Raw genomic sequence first — 12,270 nt, forward strand, 5'->3', positions numbered from 1 at the left:
ATTTTAATACACTCTGTCAACGATCAGTTGTGCAATACGCGCTGCATTTTCAGAATCTTTATTTTCAATAGACTTATAAAGATCCGTATGTATTTTTTGTGAGATTTTAAAAGATTCTGTGTTATTTTTATGACTGGTTTCAAAAGTTCTGAGGATATGCTTACTTGCAATTCTGTAAATTTCTTTCAAAAGAGTATTGCCACAGGCTTCAGCAATAGAGATATGAAAATTAATATCAGCTTGGTAGCATTCCAGCGCCTGGTTTTTCTTCGCAAACTGATCTCTGAGATCCAGATACATTTTAATCGTCTCTAGCTCCTTTTCACTTCGGCTGGTAGCTGCTTTTGCCGCTATCTTTGAATCTAAGAGAGAACGTACCTCATACACTTCGTTGAATTCAGCATTGTTGATCTGATCCTCCAGTGATTCCTGGATGTTCTTCGAAGTAACAAATGTACCCACACCCTGCTGTACACTCAGGACTCCTTTTATTGATAAAATTTTTATTGCTTCACGGATACTGGAGCGGCCTACACCATAGATCTTCATCAATTCCGGTTCAATCGGAAGTTTATCGCCTACCGCATATTCTTCATTGGTAATCCCCTGAATTAATCTGTCTGCGACTTCCTGCGCTAATGTTCTTCTTTGAATTTGCATAAATACATCTTATCATCTGATGATTACAAAGATAGATAAAAAATAAAGATTTACACTATTTTAAATGTGAAAATCTCATGATAATAGATGCAGTGGAATATTTTAAAGAATAAAATAAAAAAGAGAGACTCTAAGAATAGAATCTCTCTTTAAGTAGCCCGTAGGGGAATCGAACCCCTCTTACCAGAATGAAAATCTGAGGTCCTAACCGATAGACGAACGGGCCATCTATCTAACACTAAATAATTAGCGGGTTAGATTTTTTGTTTTTATAAGTTTCAACTCTTATTAACCACCCGGTTAGCAGTGATTAAATTTTGTAGCCCGTAGGGGAATCGAACCCCTCTTACCAGAATGAAAATCTGAGGTCCTAACCGATAGACGAACGGGCCTACTATACTTTTACGCTAATTTATTAATGTGCTTTGTTAATTTGCTTTTCAAGTTAGCAGCTTTGTTCTTGTGGATAATATTTCTCTTAGCTAATTTATCCAATAAAGCGATAACTTTTGGCAGTTGCTCTGTAGCAGCAGCTTTGTTCTCTTCATTTCTTAAGACTTTAAGAGCAGTTCTAGCAGTCTTGTGATAATATCTGTTACGAACTTTTCTAACTTCGTTTTGTCTGATTCTTTTTAATGCTGATTTATGATTTGCCATATCGTTCAAATGTGAGTGCAAAACTATAAACTTTTTTTTAATCTGCCAAATTATTTTTTAAAATTTTTCAATTTTCTTCGGACAGGTATTTTCTGAGTTTATCTATTGCTTGTTCTATTTTTAAATTCTCTTGTTCTCGTTCTATTTTCTTGATCGTGCTGCTTAGCATGATCATCGCATTATTCCATTCTCCAGTGGTATTGGTAAAGGAAAGTCCGTCAATTGTTACTTCAAAGGCAACCCTTTCTCCCGTCCTGTAAAGTCTGAAACTTATCTTATCATCCCTGCCTGTAATCCCCTCTTCATTGATTTGTAAATCATAACTTTTTGGGTTAGAGTGGATTTTCTTAAAAAGAAGTTTTGCTTCCTGTATTTTTAAATCCGGCATGATATCAAATTTGGTAGCCTATAGGTTAAGCTATATGTTAACTTTCTATGCTTGTCATTATTTTGAGGATGCAAATATAACAAAAGTTTTTGATTTTTACTTCTTTTTTTGATACTCTCCTCATACACGTTTTGTCGAAGTTTCGTAGAGGCTTCGTGAATTTTTCGTGAACTTTTCGTCAACAAGTTTTTTCACAAAAAAATCCAAAGCCTTCAAAGGTTAATAAATGTTAAAGAAATCCATGTTAAAGGTCTTTAACATTTCCTCGTGCGAGAAAACTGAAAATGTTAAAAAATGTTAATCTTTTTTCAAAACACCCTAAATCAGGCAAAAAGAAGGGGTGTCAGTTTGACATGCCTGTTATATAAACTGTAAGGCTTACATACTGTTGTAGTGAAAACTTACAAAAAATATATTATTAATTAAAAATTTACATTATGTCAGTAACTTATCGTGAAATACGATTAAAGGACAACAAGAGAGTAACTCTTGAATTTGATTTAAATCTAAACGGTAGAAGAAGAATGTTCAGACCTAAGATTACCTACGTTGAAAATCCCAGAACAGCAGCAGAACGTCAGGAAAGAAAAGAAAAGCGTCAGTTGGCAGACAGGATGAGGGCAAGGATGGAGGTTGACGAGCTTTATGCAACCAATATGCTTGACAAAGGCTTTCAGTGTAACAAAGACTTCGTTGAGTATTGTAAAGAATTCATAGAAAGAAAAGCACCTCATTGTGAAATGTGTACTTACAGGGCAATGGTTGAAAAGCTTAAGACTTTCAATAAAGGGAAAAAATTGCTTTGTTCGGAAATTACTGAAGAGTTTTTGCTCTTATTCAAAGATTATTTGAATACAACACTTAACGGAAGCACGCCCTTCAACTATTTCAAAAAGCTGAAAAGAATCATCAAAGAAGCAACTATTGCTAAGCATTTCAAAGTTGACCCTTCTCAACACGTGAAAAATTTGAAGGGAATTTCTACTGAAAAAGACGTTTTGACATTAGAGGAAACTATTTTATTGTCAGATACCCACTGCTCCAATGATGATGTAAAACGAGCCTTTCTTTTCAGTTGCTTGTCAGGACTTAGATTTTGTGATGTAAAAGCACTTAAGTGGAGTAATATAAGTAGAGACAATGTTTTGACAATAGTCCAAATAAAAACCAAAGAAAAACTGGTAATGCCTCTCCATCCCAATGCTGTTGATTTATTAGGAAAAAGGGAAAAATTGGGTGAATTGCTTGTTTTTAACCTGCCTACTCATACAGGCTGTTTGAAAATCCTTAAGAAATGGACGTCCGAGGCGGAAATTGACAAACATATCACTTGGCATTGCTCAAGACACACCTTTGCAACATCGTTGGTTTTTGAAGAAGTTGGAATCAATACCGTTTCGTCACTGCTCGGTCACAAAGACCTTAAACAAACTCAAATTTATGTACGTACAGCAGAACTGTCAAGAACTACTGCTATCAATAAATTACCAAATATTTTAATAAACAATGCCAATAGAACCAGCAAACAAAGTAGAAGCAATGGAAAATAACAAATTTTATGATGTTTTGATTCAAATCAGAAACCTAATGTTGATGAACAAAGAAACCATGAATATTGATGATGTTTCCCTTTATACAGGCTATGAAAAATCTTACCTGTATAAATTGGCAAGCGAGGCAAAGATTCCTCATTCTAAACCTGGAGGAAAAAGCATTTTCTTTCAGAAAAAAGAAATTGACGAGTGGCTTACTCGGAATCCAATAAAAACACGGTATCAAATTGAGGAAGAATCCAATCAAATTATCAACAACCATAAACTCGCAAAAAATGGAAAATCTAAATGAAAATCTGATTAAGGACTAAAAGACAACCCAACCTCTGCTTTGAGGTTGGGTTTTTACCCATTCAAAACCATTACCGAAATCAGAAATGTAATATTCAGTAATCAAAAAATAGGCAGATTTCACTCTACATGCCTCTCTATATGTAAGCATAAAGCAAGAAAAAACCTCCATTTAGAATAAAAAGAATATTAAATACCTGATAACAGTAATACCTAACAGTATTATTACAATTGACTTCGGTAGCCCAAGTCAAACAAACTCAAATAAAGAATGAACTCAAATAAAGTCAAACAAAAAAGTAATTCAATATGATATGCACTATAAAAATAGAATATGATCCAAAGTGGACAAATTTCAATTTAGAACTCCAAAAACTGATTAAGAAATTCCCGAAAATGAAAAAAGGCAACCCAAACAATCCTGCCTTGTTTTGGGTCAGAAATTTCAGGGTAACAACCCGAAATAAAAAACTAATCATTGAAGGGAGCCTCGCCAAATATTTCAACGGCAATAATATTGAACCCTTCTCTTGGCTTGATGTAAAATCAGCCATCAAGAAACTTTCTTTTGAAATAGATTTGCCCCTTGAAGAAGGAATCCTTAGAAGAGTTGATATTGGAATGAATTTCAGTGTTAACAAGGATGTTGTTGAATATTTTCCTGAAATGTTTCATTTACATTGTTATCAGAGGATTCACAAGCACAAAACAACTCTACGCTTTGAGAACAATTCTCACAGGTTCAATTTTTGTTTTTACGATAAGAAAAGGCTTGTTTTGAAAAGCAAGCGAAATTATGATGATTTTGAATTGATATCAGAATATCAGAATCTGATGAGAATAGAACTTCAAATTGAAGAGGGTCTTCAATTGTTTCTCAAAAGAACAGAGCCAGTAAAAGTATCTGAATTGTTTTCTCGGGACTTTTGCAAGCTCCTTTTGAAAAAATGGCTCAGGTTATATAGACGAATCCAAAAAAGAGGAGTTAAATTGTTTCCAACTGGAACCAAGGGCAGAGAGGATTTTGATCTGTTGATGAGACGGGAGTTTATCGAAACATATGGTTGGGAATACCTTGAATATAGACTTGAACAATTGGTAAAGCAAGGAAGTTTTACAAGAGGTCAGAAATGCGAAAAGAAAAAGCAATTTACCAGAGCTATGCTTGATAAAAGACCTTTCATTTATCAGGAGCATGTCAACGAGCTTAATCGCAAAGTGAATATAATGTTGTTTGAAATAATAGACGATCAGCTTTTCAATATGCCAGAAACAGCTCAAAAATTAGTCAAGTAGGTCATTGTTGACCTACTTTGTGCTTTTTAAAAGAAAACAAGGAGAACCACTTGCTTTTCTTTTTTTCCAGAAAAGCTGTTTTACGATAGACTTCATCATATCATTGAAGATTAAAACAGTAACAATATGAAAAACAATTATGGTTTTTTCTTCCTTTTATTGAGTTGACAGTCTTTTGTCAATGGGTAAAAGGACAAGAAACAGAAAAACTGGAACAATGGATTTTCCCAGCCAAAAACAATTTTATTTCCTTGAAATCCAAAACCAATTCAGAGGATTTTTTCAGAATCAATTATTTCAAAATTTCAAATCAGTTTGTCGGAACAACCCTTGAAATCGGTTTCATGAACTCAATTCCGAGTGCCAAGCTCTTTGAGATCGGGAATGATGAAATTTCATTGATTAAGCTGAAAGACGGAGCCTCAACTGATTCAGGAGGGGAAGAATACAGCTTCGGAAAAGATAATGTTTATTTCAAGCTCCCTTATCCAAATCAAAAAGTCCAATGGAATTATGATGAAGGAGACAACAATATTTATCATTGCCAATCCTATTGGAAGGAAAATGACAACAAAGGAAAATTTCTTGTTATTGAACGTCAAATGGCAGGAAGGCAACAATTTCCTGAAAAAACAGTTGAATATTATTCTAAGGACAAGGGATTGATAAAACAGGAAAATATCAACATAAAAACTGGCAAAATTTCAGAATCCTACGCTGTTGAAGAATCAGGATTTGATTCTCAATTGGATATTCAGGATTTTCCTTTGTTTGATTCTTTAGAACCAATCGAAAAAGACAAGACTTCTGAGACAAAAGAAAAATCAAATACTACCAATCAATCTCAAAACAACATATCATATCCAGACGGAACAATCCCAAAAGAATATGTAGTACAGGTGTTTTTAGACAAAGGTTTGCCTTACACTGTCAAAGATACTCTCATCATCAAAAATAAACGGGGAGTGGCAGGAATACCAGCACCAAAATATTTCAAAGGAGAACAGGGAGTTTACTATGACGGAATTACAATACCTCACGGTGATTGGATGATTGATGTAAAAATAGTGAGTATTTCCTATTTCAAACAACCTTTCTCATTTGTTCAGCAGTTGTATTATTCAGACGGAGAGGGGAATTTGAGAAAAGTTACCAATCCAAAATTCTACGTTGATATTGATTACAACTTTAACAATACATCAACCTCAAAAGACTTTGTTATGAGAGATGTACTTGATAGATCCTCAGACCTCTACAAAGAACTAAGTCCGAAAATGCAGAAACAAGGAATTTATTTGGTTGTCAATAAAACCAGTGAGGAAAATGTGAAATCACAGAAAATCATCAGAATAAATTTTGAAGAAGAATGAAAAGGATTGTTGTAATATCAATAATTGCTCTCTTGTTGGTTTCCTGCTCCAAAAGAACAACCATAGAACAGGTAGATTATGATTTGAAAGGAATGCTTGAAAACAAGGTTGAGGTTCAGAATCTTGAAATCAAAAAAATCTCTCCTTTTTCTGAAAACGGTCAGGAATTAGACAGTGTTTATTTTGACTGTGACCTTTTGTTTACCGAGGACTTATTTTCAGAAGATTTCAAATTCAACAAGGGGATGAATGTATCTGCTCAAAACAATTTGTTTATTTATGACAAAAGAAACAGATTGATAGCTTTGAAGTTTGGAAAAACAAATCAGATTGACAAATAAAAATAATGCGACAAGTTTTGACGTTTTAACCGTATAAATTGCCACAAGAATAAATAGACGTAAGAATAAGGGTGTTGGAAAAAAATCTTATTTAAGTAATAATGAACTTTTTTTTTCTTTACTTTTGCCGTTCTTCTATGTCTTCCTAATAATTAAATTTACTTTCTATATATTGGGGTGGATGCTTTTGGCATTAGTGACATTATTATTAGATTTGTTGGGAATGTTAAAAAATCAATATTATGAAGGAAATAAAACATATATTAAATTGAAATGTTATCCAATTTTTAATATCTGTATTCTTGAAGTAATAGAATAGGTTTCAAGTGTAAGAATATATTGTTTATAAGGTATTAAGCATTACATTAAAAGTAAAAATTATTATTAAGAGTTTAAATCAAAAGCATAGTAGAATTTTAATCTATGGTAGGAGCATCATTATTTTCAAGTGCAGGTATAGCAGAAACTTACTTTGAGGAAGTAGGAATTAAAATTGTTGCTGCTAATGAATTAGTTCAAGAAAGAGCTGACTTATATCAAGCATTATATCCTGATTCTAAAATGACTTCAGGTAATATTTTGGATGAAAGTGTTTTTAAAACACTTGTAAAAAATACACCTGAAAAATTAGATTTTCTGATTGCTTCACCACCTTGTCAAGGAATGAGTGTAGCTGGAAAAAACAGGAATGTTGAGCAAATGCTTAAAGATGAAAGAAATTATCTTGTTTTCAAAATCATTGATTTTATTAAATTGAAATCACCTGACTTTATACTAATTGAAAATGTGCCAACATTTTTTAAAATGGTTTTGCCTTATGAAGATAAACATTTGAAAGTTATTGAAATTTTAAATCTCTTATTTGGAAAAGAGTACAATATTGAGGCAAATGTATATGATGCTTCTGAATATGGTGTTGCTCAAAGACGAACAAGAGCAATTATAAAACTCTATCTAAAAGGCAAAAGATGGGGACAGCCAGTAAAGTCGGAAAAACAAATAACTGTTGAAGAAAAGATAGGCTTCTTACCAAGTATTGAAGCTGGGGAAAAATCAAAAATAAAATGGCATTTTGCTCGAAAGCATTCGGACAATCACATAATGTGGATGAAACATACTCCAACAGGAAAAACTGCTTTTGAGAATGAAAAGTATTTTCCTGTAAAATCCAATGGTGAAAAAATTAAAAGTTATAACACAACATATAGACGTATTAAGTGGGAGGAACCTGCACCAACTATTACAATGCGCAATGATGCAATTAGTTCACAACTAAATGTGCATCCAGGGAGAAAATTAAAAAACGGAACATATTCTGATGCAAGAGTTTTGACACCTTTGGAATTAATGTTGTTATCTTCGCTTCCACAAGATTGGAATATTCCTGACAATACACCTGAATTACTTATCAGGAAGTGCATCGGAGAATGTATTCCCCCTTTATTAATTAAAAATATTGTTGCTCAAATAAACCGATGATATGACTTTAAGAATTGATAGCAAGAAATGGATTTTATATCGACACACAAGTAATTTTGAAAAACTTTGTGTTGTTGCAGAGTTTTTGAAGTCATACACCAAAACAGGAATTTCAACAGAAGAAAAAACTCAATTAAATTTGAAATTACGTGAATTGGGTTTGTACAACGAAAGAAATCCTGAATTACCACTTGATGCCATCAATCACAAAATTAATCAGCTTTCATATTATATGTTTGGTTACCAAGCCAAAGTTGACGGAAAAGATCGATTTTTATTTAGCCCGCTTGGAAACTTGTTTTTAAAAAATGTAGGGGATAAACAAAAAGCAGCTAAAATATTTCTTACAATGCTTTGGGCAGTACAATATCCGCATCCGCATAGTGGAACAGATAGCGAATTTCAGCTCTATCCATTTCGTTTGATTTATAAATTACTTTCAGAGCCGAAATTGTCTAATAAACTCTATGCTTTTGAAGTAGCTTATTCTGTTGTATTTATGAGAGAGGCAACTCAAATAACATACGATGATTTAGTTAATGAATTATTGATGTTAAGAGGATTATCAGACAAGGAAATTGCTCAAAAATTTCAAGAAGACAGGCATGCTTACGTAAACTCTGCTTATGAATGGGATTATTACGTTTCAAGTTTGTTTGAGAGTGCAGGTGTTTTGAACAAACAAAGTGGTGTTATTTTAGCTAAACTGCAACATGGAAATACTAATACTTTTAGAAAAATAACAAGGAATGAAGTTTGCATTCCCGAAAATCTAAAACAATTGGTACAACAGTTGGAAAATGAATATTCATTTTTAGAAAAACCTTTGTTACTTAATGATCCTGAACGTCTGAAAATTGATGTTATCAAGGAAATTTACAGTTTCTATCCCAAGTCTCTTTTAGTTGAAATTGGTGAAGTAGCTAACGATATTAAATTTGAATTGCTTAACCTTCCAAAACTTATTGAACAATATGCAAATAATAACGAAGGGGCAGAAGCATATCTTTTTGAGGATGCTTTAAAAGATGGTTTCAATATGTTCTACAATGTTGAAGCCGAAAAGATAGGTGGGGCAGGAAATACAGATTTGGAATGTTTATATATTCCTAAAAAGAAAAAATTCGCTGTTGATGCCAAATCAACCAAAAATAAACTTTCAGGCGTAAATGCAGGAAGATTAGAAGGGCACCGAGAAAAAATTGGAGGAGCATATACAATTGTTGTTACACCAAGATATGTTCCTGCGGTTCTTCAAGATATCCGTAAAAGTCCGATTGTAATTATTAGAGCAAATACTTTTTCTGAATACCTGTATAACTGTATTGACAATGACTTGAGAGAAATTGATTACGAGGATTTTGACAATATCATCATTAATAATCTTGGAAAAGATATTAGTAAAAATATTTCGGACTTGACAATTTCAAGGTTCGCAACAAAAAATTAAAATTTACTTATGATTACAATTACGAGGGAGGATAATATGCAATTGATGGCAAGATATCCAGATAACTATTTCGACCTTGCTATAGTTGATCCGCCCTATGGTATTTTAAATAAAACCAAAAGGGGGGGGGATTATAAATTTAATATGGATGAATATAGTCAATGGGATGTAAAGCCAAATGAAGAGTATTTCAATGAGTTGTTTCGAGTCTCAAAAAATCAAATCATTTGGGGAGGAAATTACTTTGGACAGCTTTGGTTAAGAAGTGAATATAACAAAGGCTTTGTTATTTGGGACAAAAATCAACCTGAAACATTAAATAATTTTTCAATGGCAGAAATGGCTTGGTCGTCATTGGATAAGCCTTCTAAGATTTTTAGATTTAGTGTAAGGAAAAATAGAAATAAGATTCATCCAACACAAAAGCCAATTGAGCTCTATGAATGGCTTTTGAAAATGTATGCAAAGAAAGGAGATAGAATTTTAGATACTCATTTAGGAAGTGGGACTATTGCTATTGCTTGCTATAATGCAGGTTTAAGTTTAACAGCTTGTGAAATTAATGAAAGCTATTATTTGAAGGCTCTGACTAAAATTGAAGAAACTATTCCAGATTCTGCTATCCGTACGAGTAATGCAAATGTATTTTCTCTGACATTTCCTGAGCAACAAAATCTTATTTAGGATATCGAAGTATGCCCGAAGAAATGTATTTAGATGTGTTGGTTTCTTTGAAAACTGAGAAAGTAAAGTATGAAGATACAAGATTACAGAAATAACTTTTCAAATAAATTTAACTTTTAATAAAACAGGCTTGAAAAAAGCCTGTTTTTTATTTTTTCAACTAACTCTCTTTTTCAGACAAAAGAAGGAAATTCAAAGTGTTTCCATGCCTGAGAGCGAGAAAATATTTCCGAACCGATTTCAAGAAACAAAAAGATAACAAAAGGAAAGAGAAATTTTATAGATCACAAAATATTTTCGACAACGGGAGATTGGAAAGTGTTGAACATCATAGATTGAAAAGGAAATCTTCAAAAAACAAACCAGAAACAGGCTTATTTTAGCCTGTTTTTTGTTTTCGCAATGGAGATTCTCCCTTTTCGGAAAAAGAAGGAAATTCAAAGGGTTTCCAAGCCTGAGAGCGAGAGAATATTTCCAATCCAATTTCAAGAAACAAAAAGATAACAAAAGGAAAGAAAAATTTTAGCGAACAAAAAAGATTTTCGAAATTCGCCTTGTACAAAGCGTGTATGAGAGTTCTTTTAAATTTTCGTGGAGATTCCGTTGACTTTTGGAATAAAAAAATCCCTGAACCTTGTATTGATCAGGGATTGAGTGGTGTAGTTTAGTAGCCTATAGGGGAATCGAACCCCTGTTGCAAGAATGAAAATCTTGAGTCCTAACCACTAGACGAATAGGCCAAATTTTGAGGTTGCAAAAGTAATGATTAACTTTTTAACTTCAAAATTATTTTTTACGTTATTTAAAAACTTTTTGGATAATAGTATTCTTGATTCCCTTGGATTCAAGGTCTTTTTGAAGCTTTACAGCATCTTCTAAAGTATATACTTTACCATACGTGTAATAAAACACTCCATTGTCTTTATTTCTCTCCACATCTTTCAATGTCTGAAGAATAAACGAATTGCCATTCAATTTGTCGCCTGTATAGACCTCTATGGTATAATACCCCGTCAGCAGTTTTTGATTAGGCATAAATCCTACAGCATAAGCATTTCTGAACCCAGCATCCTTAGCTGTTTTAAGGTTGATATCTCTGATCGAAGCCATATTGGTAACTCCGTAGTAATATTTGTACTGTCCGTTGTCTTTAATAGGGAGAATATAGTTTAAGCCCTTTAATGCCGGATCTCCGTCGTTGTATTTAACAGGAGAACTCAGCAGTAAAATCCTGAAATCATTTTTTAAAGGAGATTCAGCAGGCTTTTCAGGTTCAGGTTTTTTGGCAGCGATAGACGATCCGCCTGTTTTTCTGTCAATTGCTTTTTTATAATCGATGATCGCATTATAGATGCTTTCCGCAATTTCGGTTTGTCCCTTGTCAGAAGCAAGATAATGGCTTTCTTCAGGATGGTTGATGAAACCGGTTTCTATTAGTACAGAAGGCATCGCATTCATACGAAGTACGTGAAGGTTTTTCTGGAAAACACCTCTTGAAAATCTTTTATCCTTATTTACAAAATTACCTTCAACCAGTCCGCCAAGCAGCAAACTTGATTCAAGGTATTTGTTCTGCTGAAGTTTTAGTGCAATAAGAGATTCCGGAGAGCTTGGATTATAAGATCCGAAGGTCTGTCTGTCTTTTTCATCAAGAAAGATCACGTCGTTCTCTCTTTTTGCCACTTCCAGGTTTTCATCATTCTGGTTGGGCCCCTGTACATAAGTTTCAGTTCCGTAGGCTGTAGGTCTCTGTGAAGAATTACAGTGAATGGATACAAAAAGATCGGCTTTGCTCCTGTTGGCCAGATTGGTTCTGTCCGAAAGAGAAGGATATTCGTCGAATTTACGGGTATATATAACTTTGAAATCTCTGTTTTTTTCCAACATGGCCCCAACTTTGAGAGTAACGGCAAGTGTAACGTCTTTTTCTGCAACCCTTCCGATATCTGCATAAGTCCTGTTCGCTCCGTGGTCACTTCCCCCATGACCAGCGTCCAAAACGATCGTAAATTTCTTTTGTGAAAAAATTAAAATGCTGGAAAGAAGAAGGAGAAATGATAAAATTATTTTAAATTTTTGTTTGTACATCTTACAGTTTTAA

Annotated in this window: 12 protein-coding genes and 3 tRNA genes; 8 read left to right on the top strand and 7 right to left on the bottom strand. The window is 33.4% G+C overall.

Annotation, left to right across the window (positions count from 1 at the left end):
• Window positions 1-3: 3 nt before the first annotated feature.
• From ACTJIV_RS03055 to ACTJIV_RS03075, 5 genes are all read right to left on the bottom strand, one after another.
• Window positions 4-660 carry a FadR/GntR family transcriptional regulator gene (locus tag ACTJIV_RS03055; protein WP_111957010.1) on the bottom strand — a complete coding sequence of 219 codons (657 nt, stop codon included), beginning with the start codon at window positions 658-660 and terminating at the stop codon, window positions 4-6.
• A 154-nt stretch (window positions 661-814) separates the two neighbouring features.
• A tRNA-Glu gene (locus tag ACTJIV_RS03060) sits at window positions 815-886 on the bottom strand.
• 94 nt (window positions 887-980) lie between these two features.
• Window positions 981-1,052: transfer RNA gene (locus tag ACTJIV_RS03065), tRNA-Glu, on the bottom strand.
• Window positions 1,053-1,062: 10 nt separating this feature from the next.
• The gene (gene rpsT / locus ACTJIV_RS03070; RefSeq protein WP_440625546.1) at window positions 1,063-1,317 is read right to left on the bottom strand and encodes a 30S ribosomal protein S20; all 255 of its coding nucleotides are present in this window, start codon (window positions 1,315-1,317) and stop codon (window positions 1,063-1,065) included.
• A 67-nt stretch (window positions 1,318-1,384) separates the two neighbouring features.
• Entirely contained in the window at window positions 1,385-1,705 is a 321-nt protein-coding gene (locus tag ACTJIV_RS03075) for a hypothetical protein (RefSeq protein WP_111957012.1), read from the bottom strand.
• Between the two features lie 437 nt (window positions 1,706-2,142).
• Between ACTJIV_RS03075 and ACTJIV_RS03080 the strand changes: the two genes are divergently transcribed.
• The 8 genes from ACTJIV_RS03080 (at window position 2,143) to ACTJIV_RS03115 (ending at window position 10,169) form a co-directional block, all read left to right on the top strand.
• Entirely contained in the window at window positions 2,143-3,255 is a 1,113-nt protein-coding gene (locus ACTJIV_RS03080; RefSeq protein WP_440625548.1) for a site-specific integrase, read from the top strand.
• Window positions 3,245-3,550, top strand: coding sequence for a helix-turn-helix transcriptional regulator (locus ACTJIV_RS03085; protein WP_440625550.1), 306 nt, complete (start codon window positions 3,245-3,247; stop codon window positions 3,548-3,550). The genes ACTJIV_RS03080 and ACTJIV_RS03085 overlap by 11 nt, the downstream gene beginning before the upstream one ends.
• 395 nt (window positions 3,551-3,945) lie before the next feature.
• A complete protein-coding gene (locus tag ACTJIV_RS03090; protein ID WP_440625552.1) occupies window positions 3,946-4,845 on the top strand; it encodes a phage/plasmid replication domain-containing protein in 900 nt (299 codons plus the stop codon).
• Between the two features lie 251 nt (window positions 4,846-5,096).
• Window positions 5,097-6,215, top strand: coding sequence for a hypothetical protein (locus tag ACTJIV_RS03095; RefSeq protein WP_440625554.1), 1,119 nt, complete (start codon window positions 5,097-5,099; stop codon window positions 6,213-6,215).
• Window positions 6,212-6,556, top strand: coding sequence for a hypothetical protein (locus tag ACTJIV_RS03100; protein WP_440625556.1), 345 nt, complete (start codon window positions 6,212-6,214; stop codon window positions 6,554-6,556). Before ACTJIV_RS03095 ends, ACTJIV_RS03100 begins: the two co-directional genes overlap by 4 nt.
• Before the next feature lie 423 nt (window positions 6,557-6,979).
• Window positions 6,980-8,035 (top strand): DNA (cytosine-5-)-methyltransferase, encoded by a 1,056-nt coding sequence (dcm, locus tag ACTJIV_RS03105; protein WP_440625558.1) that lies wholly within the window; start codon window positions 6,980-6,982, stop codon window positions 8,033-8,035.
• A 1-nt stretch (window position 8,036) separates the two neighbouring features.
• Complete coding sequence (locus ACTJIV_RS03110; protein WP_440625560.1) at window positions 8,037-9,485, top strand: restriction endonuclease; 1,449 nt, start codon at window positions 8,037-8,039, stop codon at window positions 9,483-9,485.
• A 9-nt stretch (window positions 9,486-9,494) separates the two neighbouring features.
• Window positions 9,495-10,169 carry a DNA methyltransferase gene (locus tag ACTJIV_RS03115; RefSeq protein ID WP_440625562.1) on the top strand — a complete coding sequence of 225 codons (675 nt, stop codon included), beginning with the start codon at window positions 9,495-9,497 and terminating at the stop codon, window positions 10,167-10,169.
• Window positions 10,170-10,837: 668 nt separating this feature from the next.
• On the opposite strand, the gene ACTJIV_RS03120 is transcribed toward ACTJIV_RS03115, so the two are convergent.
• Window positions 10,838-10,909: transfer RNA gene (locus ACTJIV_RS03120), tRNA-Glu, on the bottom strand.
• A 58-nt stretch (window positions 10,910-10,967) separates the two neighbouring features.
• On the bottom strand, window positions 10,968-12,257 hold the full coding sequence (locus ACTJIV_RS03125) for an N-acetylmuramoyl-L-alanine amidase family protein (protein ID WP_223558214.1): 1,290 nt from the start codon (window positions 12,255-12,257) through the stop codon (window positions 10,968-10,970).
• Window positions 12,258-12,270: the final 13 nt, after the last annotated feature.

It is taken from the genome of Chryseobacterium sp. 22532 (genome assembly GCF_052044665.1).
GTDB classification, from domain to species: domain Bacteria; phylum Bacteroidota; class Bacteroidia; order Flavobacteriales; family Weeksellaceae; genus Chryseobacterium; species Chryseobacterium lathyri.